General features: G+C 56.0%; 9 protein-coding genes. All 9 read right to left on the bottom strand.

Going from position 1 to position 19,475, the window contains the following annotated elements; genetic code table 11:
- Window positions 1-97: 97 nt before the first annotated feature.
- Window positions 98-1,273, bottom strand: coding sequence for an integrase core domain-containing protein (locus tag ACMTA2_RS08640; RefSeq protein WP_413794522.1), 1,176 nt, complete (start codon window positions 1,271-1,273; stop codon window positions 98-100).
- Window positions 1,274-1,356: 83 nt separating this feature from the next.
- Window positions 1,357-1,668, bottom strand: coding sequence for a hypothetical protein (locus ACMTA2_RS08635; protein ID WP_413794521.1), 312 nt, complete (start codon window positions 1,666-1,668; stop codon window positions 1,357-1,359).
- 528 nt (window positions 1,669-2,196) lie between these two features.
- Window positions 2,197-2,658 carry a pentapeptide repeat-containing protein gene (locus ACMTA2_RS08630; RefSeq protein ID WP_413794520.1) on the bottom strand — a complete coding sequence of 154 codons (462 nt, stop codon included), beginning with the start codon at window positions 2,656-2,658 and terminating at the stop codon, window positions 2,197-2,199.
- A gap of 360 nt (window positions 2,659-3,018) precedes the next feature.
- Window positions 3,019-3,450: a DUF2846 domain-containing protein gene (locus ACMTA2_RS08625; protein ID WP_092446288.1), complete on the bottom strand. Its 432-nt coding sequence runs from the start codon at window positions 3,448-3,450 to the stop codon at window positions 3,019-3,021.
- On the bottom strand, window positions 3,447-3,842 hold the full coding sequence (locus tag ACMTA2_RS08620; protein WP_413794519.1) for an Sbal_3080 family lipoprotein: 396 nt from the start codon (window positions 3,840-3,842) through the stop codon (window positions 3,447-3,449). Before ACMTA2_RS08620 ends, ACMTA2_RS08625 begins: the two co-directional genes overlap by 4 nt.
- 493 nt (window positions 3,843-4,335) lie before the next feature.
- Window positions 4,336-4,656 carry a hypothetical protein gene (locus ACMTA2_RS08615; RefSeq protein WP_413794518.1) on the bottom strand — a complete coding sequence of 107 codons (321 nt, stop codon included), beginning with the start codon at window positions 4,654-4,656 and terminating at the stop codon, window positions 4,336-4,338.
- A gap of 36 nt (window positions 4,657-4,692) precedes the next feature.
- Window positions 4,693-5,394 carry a transposase gene (locus tag ACMTA2_RS08610; RefSeq protein ID WP_413794517.1) on the bottom strand — a complete coding sequence of 234 codons (702 nt, stop codon included), beginning with the start codon at window positions 5,392-5,394 and terminating at the stop codon, window positions 4,693-4,695.
- Window positions 5,395-5,560: 166 nt separating this feature from the next.
- Window positions 5,561-5,908: a hypothetical protein gene (locus ACMTA2_RS08605; protein ID WP_413794516.1), complete on the bottom strand. Its 348-nt coding sequence runs from the start codon at window positions 5,906-5,908 to the stop codon at window positions 5,561-5,563.
- Window positions 5,905-19,224 carry a two-partner secretion domain-containing protein gene (locus ACMTA2_RS08600; RefSeq protein ID WP_413794515.1) on the bottom strand — a complete coding sequence of 4,440 codons (13,320 nt, stop codon included), beginning with the start codon at window positions 19,222-19,224 and terminating at the stop codon, window positions 5,905-5,907. Before ACMTA2_RS08600 ends, ACMTA2_RS08605 begins: the two co-directional genes overlap by 4 nt.
- Window positions 19,225-19,475 lie beyond the last annotated feature (251 nt).

The raw sequence follows: 19,475 nt of genomic DNA, 5'->3' as shown, positions 1-19,475 counted from the left end.
CGGCTGGTCGGCGTCGGCCTGTACTTCCAATTGCGGGAAGTGTTTCAAAGTTGCGCTGTGTGTACGGGACAACCACATGGGTTACAAAAAAGTGCATTCACATAGGTGACACTTTGATTGAAACGTAGCCGTTCTTTGCGTCCCTGGCATTGACGTGACCTAGGATCACCGGACCGAAGATCACATTCCATACGCCGTCCTTGATCATCTCCATTCCAATGTTCTGATGCCTAAGCAGATTCCCTACGTATATCCGCAGACCGGCTCGATTAATGATTCCGCTACCATCTGCCAGGTAACACTCAATATGGCTCGCATACCCCATTTCCGGTAACTTCTCCGGGTAAGCCCGAGTTGAGGGTGTGTAGCAGGAGGCCGGAGTTTTCTGACCGAGCGCCTCGTGTCCCCGCTCGTAATTGTAGTGCTGCATAAATCGATTAAAATGTTTTTGCTGAGCCTCCCAAGCAATTGCCGGCGGTTGGGGAAAGGTACTTTTCAACGTCCGGTGCATGCGCTCATGACGTCCATTTTGATCTGGCCGACCAGGCTCAATTCGCTCAGGAATAATCCCAAGGCGTAGCCACCAGATCGACAATTGCGACAGCCCAGCACGCCCCGTACTGGCAAACGGCACGCCGTTATCGGTGCGGATGCGCTCAGGCATCCCATACTCACGAAAAACACGCTCGAAAGTTTGCTGGGTCTCCTTGAGATTGGTATTGGCCATGCTCTCGCAGGCAAGCAGGAAGCGACTGGCATGATCCATGATCGTCAGCGGATAACACCAAACGCCCGCCCCAGTCAGAAATTGGCCCTTGTAATCTGCGCTGAAAAGCTGATTAGGCGTTTCTGCCTTACGCAAAGGCTTGGGATAGACAGCGACACGCTGGCGCGACGGCCGAGGCGTGATCAAATCAGCGGCCTTGAGGATGTTGTAAATCGTCGTTTTCGACGGCGGATCTTGCCCCGGGAAACGTTTCATCAAATCGTTCTGGATCTTTTTAGGACCCGGAACCGTTTCGCCAGTAGAGCGAAGCTCAATAATGGCCTGCCTCACAACCAGCGGCACTACATAGGTTTGGTTGTGCCGTCGGCGGCTACGTTCGTCAAGCCCACTGGGTCCCTCCAGTTCATAGCGCTCGACCCATTTGTAGCCGGTCTTTCGGCTGATCTGATAGTCCTGGCACAGCCTGCTAAAGCTGTGCTTTTCGGATAGATACTCAGCGATGAACATCACTTTGAGGTCCATAGGTTTCAGCTCTCTCCAGGACATGGTCAGATCCTCGCGAAATCGACCATGCCAGTTAAAAACTGTTACCTATGTGCGTGAACTGATTTGTAACCCATGTGGGTGAGTCATACCCTGTGAACCGTTTCGTTGACCTTGGCAATCCAACCAAAGACCTTACCCCGGCCGGCATCCACCACAGTGCCCTGCACATCCATGCGCTGGTCAGGGTCTGCTGCCCGCCTGATTGAAAATTCTACTGGGAACGTGTTACCTGACGCTTTCATGATGACCTTGGCGTGCTGACCGTCGACTGACACCTTGTTCTGCTGAAGTTGGATACCGTTGTTAAGCAGAGTGGGAGAAGAGTCTCGGATGTTGGATTTGCAGGCTGGCAATGTCAGGATAAAGGTTAGCAACAGTAGGATAGTTTTATTCATAAATGCTCCGACCACTTCATTCATACTCTAACTTTGCCAACAAATCAAAGCTGAAAATTATACAATCAACCCTCGTCACGCAACTGAGTGACAAACCTAGCAGAGAAAAATTGTACCCTCTAAAATAACTATTTCATTTTTAGCCCTGCAGACTCAAAAACCGATCCATTCCTTTTCTATAAAAGCCGATATCTTTATAGAGCCAGCACCACCCTACTGATCATCCAACCCACAAAAAACAACAAACTCTGATATCGGCATTTCTACGCTACTCTCTTCGCCCGAGTCGAGAATATCTTGAACAACCACAACTCCTTTTAAAAAATCAAATTCAACCTCAAAGCAATTAAATTCACATTGCCTGAATAAAACCTTATCAACAAAAAGGGGACAGATTTATTTTCCCGCGGTCGTAGCCATTGATGAGAAAACGGGTACGACGGGTTCAACCAGGCAGGTTGGGGCAAGGGGAACCCAGCAGTTAAAAGCTGCAGGGCGAGATGGCCTTTAACCTTGACTTGAAACCGGCTAATGGGCGTCCCCATTTTTTTTTAAAAGACCATGATTATCCGGATTAAAATTTTCCGGCCAGATAGTCGCGCTAGTATATATAGCGCCCTGAAGTTCACACGTATCTAACGCTAATACGTTCAGGTTTGCATCCGACAGATCAGCGCCTCGAAAATCAGCCCCGTGCACATTCGCATTTTTCAGATTTGCCAACATCAGGTCAGCCTTAGAAAAGTCAGAGTACATAAGTAAAGACTCAGAAAGATCGACTCCCCTCATCGTGGATCCCGTCAATACGGCATTAACTAGCGGGACCCCCTTCATTTTTGCATTATTCAACACGGAAAAATAAAAAACAGAGTTCCTTAAATCTGCACCTGCAAAGTCAGAACCACTAAAATCCAAGTACTCAAATATGGCACGATGAAAATTAATACCTTTAAGATCCTTACCTACGAAGCTTTCAAAAGGAAGCTCCATGCACTCACCTGTCTCAAACCTTACAGTGATCATTTATTTCCCCAATCCAAAGGTGAGATTTCAAGATTCACAGTTGGTCGTTGCTTACTTGCTTTATAAGTAGTCAGTACACCAGGATCCACCTTAGATTCCATGCCGAGTATCTTAGCTGCGATGTATCGATGATTACCATCCACAATAACATTACCCCAAAAAAATAGGGACAGATTTATTTTCCTGACCTAAATAAATCGGTCCCCTTTTTCTCGGTCCCCTTTTTCTCGAGTGTGTCGCCCTGACCCTTCCCAGGTTTTCCTGTCGCGGGGTTCATTGGTTGTTTGCCGGAGTTTTAAGGTCGCCCGTTTAGCTTGGGGAGGGCGACTACTTGACCGGTATATACGAGTATCCCTTCACCATAGCTTTCCCTTCCTCGGCGTTCCGTACCCGGACCATTTCGACCGCATGCTCCTGTGTATATTCAACGAAGTACTCTTTGCCCGGTTCGACCGGCAAGTTCAGAAATACGTTGTTGGGATGCGGATGCTGCCCGGCCGATATCTTATATAAGCCCGGGCTTACCTGCACCCAGGAATAGGTTTTGTTGTTGAGTCCTACAACCGCACTGTCGTTGATACTGAACACGCTGTCATAAAAGCTGCCTAGAAGGACCTGGGTCCGCATCATGTAAATCAGCGCCTTGCCCTGTGGTAATGGCGGCGGCTCAAAATATGGTTGACTGGAGCTGGTGTGAGCGCAGCCAACCAACATCAGTATGAGCAATAGGACCGGCATACTTTTTAATGTTGAACTCATTTATTATTCTCTAATAACTGATTAATAACAGGTGTCATTTTCTGCTCGACTGAGGCTATCTTGGAAGGATCTAAACCACCCTCGCCCGCCAAATGGTATTGCCCAAAACCTATCTGCTGATCGCCCTTGAAGAGCCGGACGCTAGCATCGGACAAGTACCGGGCAATATCCCAGGAATAAGTGGCGGTATAAGCAAGACGATACTCACAACTACTTGGAACAGGCGCGGCGTAAAACCGACTTTCGATGCCGTGCTGACGCAGCAGTGTTTGCAGGCCATCCACGAAATCACCCGTCACCACTTTCGGATTTTCTTCGATGCAGAGATGCGAGATTTTATATTGAGAGGCAACTGGCTCGACTGTGATATTGGTACAACCGGCCAATGCCAATAGAAGTCCTGTTGTGATAGCTCTGGGTAGCATGTTTGGTCCTTGGAATACGAAGCAAAAAGGGGACCAGCAAAAAGGGGACAGATTTATTTTCCCGACTCAACTCTCGGCCGCCCCCCCCGGTAAAACATTCTGGGCATATAAGGATCCTCCATCCGTGGAAGCTTTCAGCGTAGCAGAGAGTTGAAAAATAAATCTGTCCCCTTTTTCACTTTTCACGTGAGATACCTTTATTTAAGAAATCGACTTCGTGTCGCTTGTAGATGTGTTGCAGTCCGGCAGCATCGGTACCGTTTTCCAACCAAACGGTTCGGCCATCCTGCAGCCTACGCGCAAAAAGGGGACAGATTTATTTCTCCGAACCATATATCCAACCAGTACAAAAAGCTGGCGCATTACCATTTGATCCGATAAAAAATCAAAAAATAAATCTGTCCCCTTTTCCCTTACCCTTTTCCCTCATCACATATTTCCTGCCTCTTGTAAACACCAACTAATTCACCCTAAACGGATCAAACAAAATATTTTTTCTTAAAGACTTCGCCTTAAGAATAAATTTCACCATTAATTTTACCAGTTCAAGAATTTGCGGATTTAAGCTGACGACAGCTAACAACTCATCCACTAGCGACTCAATCTGCGAATCAGAAAACATATCGTAGTCATCAAAGCTTAAGCTAGAAAGAATTGGAAACTGCTCGACATCCAGCTTAAAGAAAAAGCTCGCTACATCTAAAGGAATTTCAACCTTATCAAGACACCCATCCTGCCCAACGGATGCTAGATCTTTATCCCACACAACTAAATAATACATGCTTTAGAAAGTCCTTCCAGAGAAAAGGGGACAGATTTATTTTCCCGGCTCAGTCCTCGGCCGCCCCTGCCCTCGCTGTTCTACCCGCAAACCCACAATCCGCTCGACCTCATCTACGAAACGGCTTGTTCCCGTCAGTTGACCTCGCTGCAAAGCATCGCGGATTAATCGAAGCTGATCAGTCGGAATCGCCTGGTGCACAAACTCTTCATATCGAAGCCGCCGCTCCATCGAGGTATCACCCAAGGCCATGAAGCATGGATCAGCATCTAACCAGCACCCGCCAGATTCATCATCTACCCGACTTCGATAGCTCGACCATGCATAGTCTGCGACATCGGCGACCATACGAGCACGTACAGGATTCAATTCAATGTAACGACTACAAGCAAGCAAATATGAATCCGATTGCACTACGCTGGATTTGTAACGACTTTCCCACAAGGTGCCTGAACGCCCTTCCAATCGATTTCGATAGCGCGTCGCACGGGCAGCCAGTGCTTTCATTAACTGCCCCAGCCCAACGGTCGACTCCCCTGGAGCTAGCAATAAATGGACATGATTCGTCATCAGGCAATAGGCATAGACCTTCACACCGAACGCATCCTTTAGCTCGCGCAGATCGGAGAGATAGCGCTGATAATCCTCCGCCGCCGCAAATACTACCTGCCGATTATGGCCGCGCTGTACTACGTGATGCGGGTAATTCGGTAAAACAATACGTCCCATTCTTGGCATATTCGCTTCCTATATCCTTGGAAGCTTTCAGCGTAGCAGAGGATTGAAAAATAAATCTGTCCCCTTTTCCACTCCTTTTCCACTCGTGTAAATTTCACCCCATTAGCAGCTAGCTCATCAAGCAAAGATACGTTCAATGTGCCTTTTGCACCACTAGAGAAAGCCTCTAGCTAGCGTAATTTTCCCTCATCAGATCAATCGCGACCTCAAGCTTTCTGCGGCTTTCAATGGAAAGGCGACGCTCCTTATATTTATTTAAATCTAACACCTCGACTGATACGTCTGCTAAGTCACTACTTAATCGCGAGATTTCTACAGTCGCAATACGATCTAAGTCGATCAACACCCAGTAAATATCCTCGGCCTGCTCAGGAATCCAGTTAACGATCAGAGCAAAAGACAACCATGGAAAAGCCGCTTTAAGAGCAGCTAACAGGAGAGGATTGGTGCTCCCTGAAAGCATAGACGCCATAGAGCTCAGCAAATCCGCTCGGACATGTTCACGAGAGTTCATTTGAGCACCCCTGGGAAAGCTGTTACTAGATTCCCAAATTTATCAGTCATAACAGTCATTATCGAGGTTGGCTGTCCACCACTGAATTTATCCGTACCAATAGAACGCCCAACATCAACTTCGCGCACATAGCGCACGCCATCAGCACTGTCTACCATTCGTGTGACCGGTGTACTCACAACCGTTTTGCTCTGCAGAAGACCACGCAACTCAGGCTCCCCTATAGAGAACTGGCTTGCATTTACTTTGCCCGACAAGTGACGTGAAGCCAAGTGCTCCATACCATCATTAGCCAAGTTGACTCGAGACTGGACTCGACCAGGAACACCGTCCAAGGTATTCAAAGGTCCTTTTGCACCGCCTGCGGCACCACCTGCCGCAGCAAGCCGCCTAGCCAGCAAAGCCCTTAATACCGCAGGTGCGCCCGTAACAGCAAGCGCAGCATCCAGATCCCAAGTGACGCTTTCGATCCCACCGCCGACTATAGTTGAAACCCTTTTCACCAAGTCGTTGAACTCGTCCCTGCTGCTGGAAACCCCTGCGATTTCCCTCAGATAAGTGACGGCGTCTCCACCGAATTGCTCCCTCCAGGCCGTGGGAACGATCTCAGGGTCATTAGCCCAGTTGTTGTTGCTGGACCATTGGGAAGCAGTATTGAACAAGGCGGGATCGGCAAACTGAGTCTTCGTCGCCTGAAACGCATGTACCTCGGCGCCATTGGCGACGATTGTGCGGCCATCACTCCATGTGAGTGCAATGTTCTGAGCAGCCAATCCTTGAATGCTACTGGTCGCCTTTAGCAAGTCTTGTGCAAGGTGCTGACCCTCAGGGTTGCCTGGGGGAAAGCTGTTTACAAGTGCCTGCAACCGCGCGTTTTCGGTAGCATCCACTTGAGCATTGGCCGCGAGAAGTAGTACTTCCTCCCAAGACATATCTGACTGGGGTTTGCCCTGTTTCTCTAGAGCCTTGGCCTCATCAGCAAGCGCTTTCTTCTCCGACGAATGCAACAGCCGATTATAGGAAGTCGCACTCCCCGCTACCCATGAACCGGTCTGAAGGCTCTTTGCATCTCCCCCCTGTGCGGCGGCTGCAAGCACGCCAATCAACTGGGAGTTCATCACCAGAAGCTTGTCCTTTTGCTCCTTGGTCATTTTGGTGTACTGCTCGGCCAAGCTATCAATCAACAACTCGTTGGCACCCGCAGCCAGCGCGCCGGTTTTGAAATCACCGCCAGCCGCCTCAGCGGCCAGTCCGCCCATGACCGCGTGCAAGCCAACCTTGGCCAGCCCCCCTTCTTTCAAATCGAATTTCTTGCCAAGATCCCCAACGAGATTGAATCCCGCCGCAGCAAAGGTGTTCGCCAAACTGGAACGCAGGGCATCGTCGAACTGGCTGTCACCACCAAGTGCCCGGTCCAATAAGGTTGACGTACCGTTCTGCAACAGTTGGTTGGCGCCAAACCGACCGATGCCTTCCAAACTCCCTAAACCGCCTTGCGCAATGACTTTGCCGGCGTTCGGCAAGGCGCCCTCCACAGTGGTGGTGGTACTGGTCATCTTGTCGAAGATGCTGGCCGTCAATCCCGCCGTTACCCCCGACACCACATAACCGCGCAAAGCATCCGAAGAAGTTACATCCTTGAATACGGCCCCCAGATTTCCACCGTTATTGATAAAGCTAATAGTGGCGTTGCTCGCAGCCCCCGTCGCGACAGCCGTGAGCGCCACGTTCGCCCAACCTGCGGCCACAGTTGAAGTGGCCACTGTGCCACCGACTACTGTCGATCCGGCCACTGTTCCGGCTGCCATGGCGGTCCCTGAACCTGCGGTGGCACCAGCCATACTGCCAATCAAGCCACTGGCCGCACCTGCTGTGAAATAGACCACCAAAATCGCAATGATCATCTGCACAGCCGGCCCCATGCCTGAGTGGCTGTACTTATAAGAGTCGTGGACTTCCTTGACCTGCCGCCAATCCACGTCACCGCGTTTCTCAGCTTCCGCCAACCAGGCCAGTTGCGGGTCTGCGTCGACCATTGCCTTGATCGACTGGTGGACGGTGTCTTGGTTGACCTGTTTGAGATCAATGTTCAACCCATCGACTGCTTTGATCGTGATGGCACCGGCAGCGACCATCTGTGTCTGACGCAGAGTTTCGTCGGTGTGACCTTTGCCCGACATCGAACTCCAGGCCATGCTGCTTTTGCTTTTTGAATGGTCTTCTTTATGCAGATCCTTCACACCTTCGAAGGTAATCGAGCCACCACTTTGTATCGTCAGGTCATCGCCACTGTTCAGCTTGGCTACCTGATAATGCTGATCCTCACCGGAAACCAAGATCAGATCACCCCCAGTGGTAATCTCACTCCCCACATGAGTCACCTTGGTCAGCTCATCACGCCGACTCTGTTTCTTCCCCCAACTGCCCTTCTTCTTTTTCTCATACAGCGAATAATCGCTGTCTTGTGCGGCCAGAAGCGCCAGGCTTTCTCCAGCCACCAGATACGCTTCATCACCCGCGCTGATGCGACTTGAGATAAGCGCCAGGTCTTTCCCGGCATCCAACCTCACGTCGCCTCCAGCACTAATAGCGCTGCCAATCTGTTTGACGTGGTCCTCTTGGGCCGTGACCTTTTTCGACTTGTAGTAAGAGTGGGTTTCGTTGGCGCCGGAGGAGATTGTCATGTTCTCGTCAGCGGCCAAGGCTACATTGCGGTCGGCACTGATCTGGCTCGCGATGGCATTGAAGTCTCGACCTGCGTTCACAGTGACGTCGCGACCCGCATCCACCTCCGAGCCCAGTTGGGTGATCGAACTTCTGCGGGTACGACCGGTGTTGGAGGTCTGTTGCTGCGCAGAGACGATATTCACATCCCGCCCTGCATCGATTTGCGTGTCGCGGCCGCTGACCATAACGCTGCCAACGCTGTTGACGTCTCGACCGGCGCCCATGGACAGGTCGTTGGCCGCCTCTATACGCGAGGCGCTATCCGCGTAGTCCTGCCTCTGGGTGGAGCCTCTGTTGCTGACACTTGCAGTGGTCAATGTGCGCTCGTTGATTATGTCGCCAACGATCGCATTCATGCTGATGTCACGCCCGGCGATGATGCCGCCGGACTTATTGACGATGTCGTTGCCAGCCAACAGGTCGAGACGGTTGCCGGCTTCCATCAATCCGCTGTTGGTCAGGTTCTCACCTGCGGATGCGGAGAGGTTTTTCGTGGCCCGAAGCGTGCCGGCGTTCTCCAGATCCTTGCCGGCAATCAACGTAACGTTCTGACCGGCAATCAACGCCCCATTAGGCGCCAAGCGATTATTGGCCTGGGCCAGGTACAGCACCGGCACCAGGACTTTTTCACCGTTCACTTCGTGCTCTTCGAGCCAGACGATGTCGTGGGTCAGGGCGGCGACTTGTTGGGCGGTGAGGGTGACGCCTACCGACAGGTTGAGGGCGTCCTTGCTGGCGATGGCGTTGTTCATCAGGTACTTGAACATCGCCTCGTCGGAGGTTTGGCCGTCGATGAAGCGTTGGCCGGTGCGGGCGACGACGGCTTGTTGGATGAGTCTTTGCTCGAACAGGCCGTCGCCCAGGCGCTTGGCGCTGGTGTCGGCGTCGTAGCCGAGTTTTGTCAGCAGATAATCCGAGCTGGTGAATGATTTGAGGTCGGTAAGGACCGGGTTGGTCTCGATCAAGTATTTATGTGGCGTCGAGGCAACCGCCGTGCTTGGCAAGCCCGTTACCCGCGCCAACGTTTGACCGGTGACAGGCACTGGCGCGCTTACCGAGGCGTCGGTTGGACGACTTACGCCGATTGGCGGAGTGCCTGAAGTGTCCAGTGCAATGTCGTCGCCACGGGTGATGGTGCCGTCAAGGGAATGCCCTGGCAGTTGCGGCGTGCCTGTGGACGAGTCCGTTGGAACGGCGACCTGAATGGCGGACGCGCCAGCCGTGACGCCGCCGCTCTCACGATTCAACAACTGCACCTGTCGTTCGGCGGTGGAACCCTGGGTGACATCGGCGATCTGGATATCGCGGACATTGGCGGTTGGAGTGGAGGTGGATCGACTCGATGCGCTCACGCTGGCGCCGCCGATTGTCCAACTCTGCGACACGGCCGGCGTCTGGGAGACTGACGCATCGCTGGCAGCCTGCCCGCTGAGCCGGAACAGGCCGTTTTGCCCGGTGGGGAGGCTGAAGCCAGGGAGTGTCAGAGGGTTTATTTGTTGTTGAGCCAAGTCCGGTGGGAGCTGGCTGTTCAGGGTCACGACCGTGGTTTTGCCTGATCCTGCGGCGGCGGTTGTAGTGCTGCGGGACGAAGTTGTTATGCCGGTGGAGAATGGGCGCTCCACACCGTTGGTGATTTTGTTTGTTGCGGTGATGGAGACATTTCCGCCGGCTTGGATGGTGGCAGTGGCAAAGTTGTCGGATGCGGTGGAAGTAAAAACCTCCTGTTTAAATGGATTTATTTTCTTAATAAAATCAGGTAGCTCCGCGCGACTGCCCGCGGCAAACTCAGACTGTCCAAATATAATTGCCGACGATGTATTCCAACCCGATGCGAGCAGAAATACCACCGGACCGATAATCTGGTAGGTTTCTTTATCCGGATTCTTGGAGCCAGCACGCAAAACATTAGAATAAACTGGGGATTCAGTACCCGCCGCATTCCAGAAGCGCAGATCCTCATTGTAGCCCGCGTCGTTACGTATATTGTAATTTACAACCTCCCTCATTTCCGACAAAGAAAGATTATCGTCAAAATACTGGTAGGTCGTGTAGTCACCCAGAGCCGCACCTGAGTTCTCAAACTCACTTACTGCAAAATTAATATCACCTCCAACACTAACAAGTGAATTTGAATTCAAAAAAGAGGAACCCTTAACGATCAGATTTTTTCCTGCACTCAACGAAGCGGCTTTAGCCGTCGCATCCCCAGAAATCTTAACCCGATATTGCTGTAAATAAACCAAATATAATGAAGGTTGCCGATCCCTCCAACTACTTGGGACTGAATCACAGCTATAGCAGCGAACCCCCAACGCCGAAGAATACAACTCCGCCTCAGTCTTAAAATCCCCCCGCTTATTAATAATCGAATCCGCATTAATAGAAAAATCCCGCCCACTCTCCATAGTGCCCGAATCATTTTCCATCAACGCCGACCGTCCCCCCAGGTCAGTGCGCGCTACATCAATATTCCCTAACGCATAAACATCCGACTTACGGTTGGTAAGACTCCCTACCCGAAACTTCATATCCGCACCGCTGAACAAGAACCCACCCTGGTCGTTCAACAAGGTCGAAGCCGTCAGTTTCAATCCATCCGCACCGGCAACCGTTCCATAGTTATTAACGGTGCCCGCACTGATATTCAGGGCACCCGCCGACGTCAGCCGTCCGTAGTTGTTCAGGCTGCTCAAGCCCCCGCGCCCACCGATGGTCGTGGTCCCGCCGCCGGTGATACTCGCCACGCTGCTCAGCTCGATCGCAGCGGCATCTACCGTCATGTCGCCCAGGCTGGTGACGCGGCCATTGCCGCTATATCGCCCGGTCAACTGCAACCCCAGGCCACCATCACTGGCAATCAACCCGTTGTTAACCCAGTTCCCGCCTTTACCCTCCAACTGCGTCGAAGCCAGCAATTGCCCAGTCTCTGTCTGGGTGAAATTGTTGACGTCGACCGTCAGCCGTCCGGCCTGGATGGCGCTGGTGTTGGTCCAGGTGTCGGCCTTGAGCGTCAGGCCGCCACGGGTGACGATGTCGCCGCCGGCGCCGGTGACGTTGGCCAGGGAGATGTCGAACGTACCGTCGCCCAGATGCAGCAATTGACCGCCGCCATTGAGGAAGCTATTGGCGGACAGGGTCAGATGACTGTTGGCGCTTTCCAGCTTGCCATTGCGGTTGTCGAAGAGGCTGCCGATCTGAAAATCGGTTTTGCCCGTTACCCCAAGGGCTCTCAGTTGGCCTGTCTGGTTATCGAGGCTTGCAGCGCTGACCGCCAGGGTGCTGTCGCTTTCCACAATGCCGCCACGGTTGGTCAGGGCACCGTCCAGATCCAAATTGATGGCGTTGCCGGCGATCTGGCCGGCAGTGTTGTCCAGGCTGGCACCGGTGCCGGTGACCTTGATCAACCCGGAAGCGTAGAGACCGCCATTGCGGTTATTCAGGCTAGCGGTGTCGATGACGATATCGCCCGCCTGAGCGGCAATCCGGCCGCCGTTGTTGTTCAGCCCGGCCAAGGCGCGCAGGTCCAGGCGTTGGCCTTGAATCACGCCGCCTTTGTTGTTCACATCGAAGCCGTTACGCAGCACCCCCACGGTTCTCGCCTCAAGGGCGCCCTTGAGGCTGGCTAGGGTGCCGCCACGGTTGTCGATGCTGGCGGCGGTTACGCTGAAATCGCCGGTTTGGGCAATGAGTTTGCCGCCCTGGTTGCCCAGGCCTGCGCGCAGTTCAAGACTCAGGCCGGTCTGGCCTTGCATCTCGCCCTGGCCGTTGGCAAGGCTCGCGGCATTGAGCTCAACGTCCGCCGTCTGGCTGTAGATCAGGCCGTTGGTATGATTCTGCACAGCTCCGGAGGCTGTGATCGTCAGCGCATTTTTTGCGGCAACAGTGCCGGTATTGCTGTTGTCCAGGGTGCCGGTGCCCAAGGTCATTTCGCCCTGGCTGACCAATTGACCGCCTTGGTTGTTGATCGCCGTCGCACCTTGAACCGTCAACGGGCCAGCGCTGGCAAGCTTGGCACCGTGGTTGTCCAGGGCACCCTTGAGGTTCAGGATGACGGCAGCGTTGCCGATCAGACTGCCGCTGCCGTTATCCAGGCTGGTACCGGTGAAGCTCAAAGCTTTTTGCGCGTTGACAGTACCGCCGACGTTACCCAGGGTCATGGCATCCATGACCAGGGCGGCGCCGCTGTCGATCAACCCGCCTTGGGCGTTGTTCAGCAAACCGCCAGTGACGGTCAGGGTCTGGTCGGCGCCGCTGGAAAGAATGCCGGCGCTGTTGTCCAGGCTGGCCGCGCTGACGGTCAGCTTTTTCTGGCTGACCAAGGCACCGGCACCGCTGTTGAGCAGCGCCTCGCTGAGGGTGACGCCGACGTCGCCATTGCGGCTGGAGAGCGTGCCGTTGTTGCGGTTGTCCAGGCGGGTGCCGCTGACCTGCAGCCCTTGCCATCCGGAGATCAAACCACCCTGATTGACCAGGCTGGTGCCATCAAGCGTCAGGTTCTGGCTGCTGATCAGCTTGCCGCCGCTGTTATCGAGTGCCTGGCCGCGAAGGCTGAAGCTCTGGCTGCTGGAAATTTCGCCGCCCTGGTTGTTCAGGTTGCGCAAGCCGTTAAAGATCAGCGGGCCTTTGGCGGTGATCAGGCCATTGCGGTTATTCAGGTCACTGTTGCCCAGGTTCAGCGTGACCGCTTGCTCACCCAGCAGTCGACCGCCGTTTTGCGTCAGCGCCGCCAGGGTCAGGTTCATGTCGCCCTTGGCCGACACTTCACCGCCGTCGCTGGAGTCCAGGGAGTCAGCACCCAAAGTGAGACCACCTTGGGCATTGATCAGGCCGTTGGCGCTGTTGTTCAGCGCCATGGCATTGAGGAGCAGAGCGCCGCCTGCCAGCACGCTGCCGCCCTGGTTGTTCAGATCGCCGCTGTTGAGCGTGAGCAACTGCGCGGCGCTGATAAGGCCTTGGGCTTGGTTATCCAGCTGTTGATCGATCGCCAGGACGAGGTTACTGCGACTGGTGAACGTACCGCCGTTGTTATTGAGGCTTTGCGCCTGGGTATCCAGGGAGGCCGCGCCGATCAGGCCTTTGACGTTGTTCAGCGCCTGGGCGATGCGCAGGGTCAGGCCCTGGTTGCTGAGCAGCCGGCCGCCGTCGTTGTTGAAGTTTTTAGCCGCCAGGGTGAGCGCTTGGGCGCTGGAGATTTCGCCACCCTGGTTGTTCACGCCGTTAAGGTTTTTCAACAGCAACGAGCCGGGGGCGTTGATCAGGCCGCCTTGGTTGTTGAGCTGGCCGTTGTTCAGGTCCAGGCTCAGCGAGGTGTTGCTGAACAACTGGCCGCCCTGTTGATCCAGGCCGGAAACCGAGGCCGTCAGCGCGCCCTGGCTGCCGATGCGGCCGCCGTCCTGGTTGGTGACCTGGGCCGCGTTGAGGCTCAGGGTGCTGCCGCTGTTGAGGCGTCCGTTCTGGCTGTTGTTGAACGCACCGGTGGTGACGTTCACCGCACCTTTGCCGCTGATGCTGCCCTGCTGACGGTTGTCCAGCGCCGCGCTGGTGAGCAGCAACGCGCCGTCGGTCACCAGTTCGCCGCCCTGGTTGTCGAGGCGGCCCAGGCTTTTAACGGTGAGGTTGGCGGCGCTGGACAGGCTGCCGTCGGTGTTGGTCAGGTTGGCGGCGCTGACGTCGAGGGTACCTTCGCTACTGATTTGCCCCTGGGTGTTGATCAGGTCGCCACTGAGGTCGATGCGCTGGTTCTGCTGGCTGACCAGATAGCCGCCGCTGTTGTCCAGCGAATCGCCGTCAAGGCTCAATTGCGTCTTGGCACTGAGCAGGCCTTTGGTCCGGTTGAGCAGCTTGTCCACGGTGAGCTTCAACGCCTGCCCAGCGAATATTTGACCGCCATCGCTGTTGTCGAGGTTTTTGCTCACCAGTGCGACGCCGGTGTTACCGCTCAGCTCGCCGCCACGGTTGTCGAGGTCGTCAACGTTGATATCCAGCGCTTTTGTAGCGCCGATCAAACCGGCCTGGCGGTTGTCCAGGCTGGATGCCTTCAAGGTCAGGTCCGTGGTGCTGACCAGCGTGCCCTGACGGTTGTCCAGCGCGGTGACGGTAGCGTTGAGCCCCGCTTTGCCGGCGATGCTGGCGGCACGGTTGTCCAGGCGATCAGCGTTCAATGTCAGCGCGCCATCGGCGACCAGCGAACCGCGCTGGTTGTCGAGCAGGGTATCTACGTTCAAATCGAGCTGATCGAGACTGCTGATCAAGCCATCGCTGTTATCCAGGCTGGCGCTGTGGCTGTCCACGGACGCGGCCGAGATGATCCCTTTGGCGTTGTTCAGGGCCTGGACTGTCCTCAGGACCAGACCTTGATTGCTGAGCAGCTTGCCGCCGCTGTTATCGAGGTTCCGCGCCGCCAGGGTGAACGCTAGCTGGCTGGAAATTTCACCGCCCTGGTTGTTGACGTCCTTGAGGTTGCTCAGCAGCAACAGGCCCGGGGCGTTGATCAGTCCGCCCTGGTTGTTCAACTGGCCTTGGTTCATGTCCAGGCTGACGCTGGTGTTGCTGAACAACTCTCCTTGCTGTTGATCCAGCCCGGTGACCGATGCAGTCAGAGCCTGACTGCTGGCAATACGGCCGGCGGCGTTATTCACTTGGGTGGCAGTGAGCTCGAGGGTGTTGCCCGAGGTCAGGCGCCCGCCCTGGCTGTTGTTGAGAGCGCCGGTGCTGACATGGGTGGCGGCGCTGCCCGAGATCAGGCCTTTCTGGCTATTGTCCAGGCTGGCGCTTTTGAGGCTCAGGCCAGCGTCGGTGCTGATGGAGCCGCCCTGGTTGATCAACCCAGACAGGCTGACAATCGACAACGTGCCGGCACTGCCGAGGCTGCCGGCAGTGTTATCGAGGCTGCCAGCGTCGACGGTCAGTTCACCTTCGCTGCTGATCAGGCCTTTGTTATTCGACAATGCGTTGTCGAGTGTGATCACCAAAGCATTAAGGCTGCTGAGTGCGCCACCGCTGTTGTCCAGCGTACTGCCTGTGAGCGTAAGGCGGCCTTGGCCGTGAATCAGCCCCTTGGTCTGGTTGATCAGTTGCGCAACTTTCAATTCAAGAGCGCTGCCGGCAATCAGTTTGCCGCCGTCGCTGTTGTCCAGGCGTTGACCGCCAACCTTAACGCCAAGCCCTGCGGACAATTCGCCCGCCCGGTTATCGACCTGCTTAACCTGCAAGTCCAGCGCTTTTGTGGTGCCGACCAAGCCGCCGTTGCGGTTATCCAGAACGCTGCCGGTCAGGCTCAGGTTGCCTTGTGATACCAGCGCGCCGCCCTGCTGTTGCAGGGTATCGATCAGCGCGGTGAGGTCGGTTTGGCTGGAGATGCGGCCAAGGGCGTTTTGCACCTCATTGGCCTTCAAGTTCAGCGGGCCGACGCTGCTCAGCAGGCCACCGCTGTTGTCCAGCCGCGTGACTTCGACACCGACGCCGGCCTTGCCGGTGATGATCCCGTTGTTACGGTTGTCCAGTTGATCGACCGTCAATTGCAACGCCTTGTCGGCGCGGATGTTCCCGCCACGGTTGTCGAGCGAATCGCTGTGCACGGTCAGCAGGTCGACCCCTGTGAGGCGACCGCCGCGGTTGTCGAGGCTACCGGTTTGCAGGTCAAGTGCGCCCTTGGCGATCACTTCGCCCTGGCTCTGGTTGTCCAGCAGGCCGCTGATGCGTGCGGTCAGGCTGCCGTCACTGACCACCTGGCCAGCGTTGCCGTTGTTCAGGCTCACGGCCTGGATGTCCACGACCTTGCCCGAACCGAGCACGCCCTCGCGGTTGTCCAGCGCACCGCCCAGGCTGATGGTCAAGGCGTTATCGCCCAGCACCTGACCGTTGCGGTTATTCAGGGTCATCGCGTTGAGCCGGGTCAGACCGGCACTGGACACTTCGCCCTCCAGGTTGGTCAGCGTTGCGTCGACGTCCACGCTCAGGTCGGCGTCGCTGCTCAAGGTGCCGCCGCTGTTGTCCAGGCTGGCGGCGCGCACGGCAAGGCCATTGGCCGAGACCAATCCTTGGGCGTTGTTCAACGCCTGGGCGATGGTCAGGTTGAGGCCCTGCTTGCTGACGACCTTGCCGGCGCTGTTGTCCAGGCTGTTTGCATTCAGGCTGAAGGCCTTGTCGCTGGAGATCTCGCCGTCACGGTTGTTCACGGCGGCGAGGTTGTTCAACAGCAGCGCGCCGGGGGTGCTGATCAGCCCGCCCTGGTTGTTCAATTGCCCATGGTTGAGGTCGAGGGAAAGGCTGGTGTTGCTGACCAATTGGCCGTTCTGTTGCTCCAGCCCGGTGACGCTGGCATTCAGGGCTTTGCCACTGGCGATGCGGCCAGAGGTGTTGTTCACCTGACCGGCCTTCAGTGCCAGCGTGTCGCCGCTGATCACGCTACCGCCGAGGTTGCTCAGGGTCGCGGCGCTGTCGATGTTCAACGCACCGACGCTGGTCAACTGGCCCGCATCGTTATTGATACCGGCGGCTTTGACGCTGGCGCTGGTGTCGCTTTTGAGGCTGCCTTGGGCATTGAGCAGTTGCCCGCGCAGGTCCAGGTTCATCCCTTGCCGGGCGTAAAGCGAACCCTGGCGGTTATCCAGTTGCCCGGCATTGACGGCCAGGGCGCCTCGGGTGGAGATCAACCCTTGGCTCTGGTTGGTCAGGCGTTCCAGGGTCAGGCGCAGGTCGTCGTAGGCGATCAGTTTGCCGCTGTTGCCGTTGCTCAGCTCGGTGCCGGTCAGCGCCAGGGCACCCTGGCTCGACAGCTCACCGCCGCGGTTATCCAACGTGCCAACGGTGAGGCTGGCAGCCTGGCTTGTGGTGACGATGCCGCTCTGACGGTTGTCCAGGCTCGCCGCGTTGAGGGTCAGCAGTCCGGCCGAAGACAGCAATCCCGCCTGATTCAGCAACTGCGCCGACATGCTGGCGGTGAGCGCACCGTCACTGAGCAAGCGGCCTGCGGTGTTATCCATCGACGCAGCGCTGAGCTGCACGCTCTTGCTTGAAGTGATCCGGCCGCTGCGGTTGTTCACCTGGCTGCTGGCGTTGATAACCAACCCCTGCCCCGCCGCGACCAGACCCGCTACGTTGTCCAGCGAAGCAACGCGCAACGTAACGCCGTTCAAGCCGGTGAATTCGCCACTGGTGTTATTCAACTGCCCGACATTGGCCGTCAGGTTGCCGTTGCTGCTGACTGTGCCCTGGGTATTGAGCAGTGTGTTGGCGGTGACGTTCAGCGTATTGCTGCTGAGCACCCGTCCTTTACTTTGATTGTCCAGGGTCGCGGCGTTGACCGTGGTGGTCTGCCCGCCGCTCAGGGTTCCGCCCTGGTTACTCAGCGTCTGCGCCACGTTGGCGGTGAGGTTACGACTGGCAACAACGCTCTGACCATTGTTATTCAGGCTCTGCGCCGTCAGGCTCACATCCCCCGCCGCGTTACGGGTGTTATCCGCGTTGACCCCGGCCTCGATAATGCCGTTGTTGGTCAACTGCCCACCCGCGTTCAGCGTAATGCTGTCTCGCGCCGCAAGACTCTGCTGGTTGCTCAGGTTGCCCTGGGCCCGGGCGTTCAACGTGGTGCCGGCGTAGATCGGACCTTGGGCATCGAGGCTCGCGGCTTTGACGTTGATCGTGCCGGTGGCCGAGGTCTGCGCCAGGCTCAGGTGGCCGTTGGCATCGAGCTGAATATCACCGCCACTGGCGATCAGCTTGCCATCCAGCTTCACCCCAACACCGGCCTCGGTGCCCACCAGTTTGATCGCGCCGGCGTACATGCCGCCCAGGGCCGAGGAGTCGATAGCCAGTTGCGGCTTGGCGCTGCCGTCGTCGGCGCGGGCCGTGGCGCTCAAGGTGTCGGCGTTGACGTCGTTGCGCCCGGCGACGATGGTCAGGTTCTTGGCCTGAATCTCAGCGTTGATCTTGGCGCTGCGAGTGATGATTTCGAAACTGTCGACGTTGTTGGCGTTGAGGCCCGCGCCTTCGATCGCGACACTGCCCTGGTCGACCTGATAGCGACTCACCTGGCCGTTCTCGATGATTGGCTTGCCGGTGGTCAGGGTCGCCTTCGGGGTATTGATGAAGCCGCAGCCGTTGCAGGTAATGCCGTAGGGGTTGGCCACGATCACGCGGGCCGATTGCCCGGCCACTTCGGTGTAGCCGCGCAACTGGCTGGGGTTGCCGCCGTTGACTTCGTTGAGGATGGTGGTGGCGGCCGTGCCGTTGAGGTTCGGGTTGCCGATAATGATCCCGCCCAGTTGCGTGGACTGGGTGCGGGCGGTGGCGTTGTTGAGGATCACGCCGTTGCTGCCGACGTTGTAGTCGCTGAACTGGTTGTGGGACAGGCCGCTGCCGTTGGGCTTGGCGATGTTGACGATGGGCACGCCGTTGCCTGCCTGACTGAGGCCGGTACCCGGGGCGCTGACGACAATGCCGTCGGCCTGGGCCCACATCGGTTGCCAGAACATGACGTTGGCCAGCAGGAACGCCAGGCCACGCTTGGGCATGCCGAGAAACCGCTCGCGGTTTTTCAGGGCAGCAGAAGGTTGGCGGGCCAGGAAGGCGTATTGGCGGTCGTCCATGATCAGGTCTCGTTACAGCAGAAATTTGAAGGAATACGTCCGTGCGGAAGTCCCTAGGCAGCAAAGCCAGGCGCGACTTCGTTACCGAGGAGGCAGTATTTGCCCCCGGCCGAAAGCGACATCAAAATAGTGGCACGATATTAGATAGCCATTATTCTGGCGTCAATGAATGAAGACGGAAAAAAGGGCGTTTTCCAGGCCATTTGTTTGGGAATATAGGTTGGCTGTCAGGCCGTCACCGTGAGTAAGCT

Origin of the sequence: Pseudomonas medicaginis (assembly GCF_965119365.1) — a bacterium.
Lineage (GTDB): Bacteria > Pseudomonadota > Gammaproteobacteria > Pseudomonadales > Pseudomonadaceae > Aquipseudomonas.
Note: the sequence above shows the minus strand (reverse complement) of the source record. Positions and strands in the feature narration are given on the sequence as shown.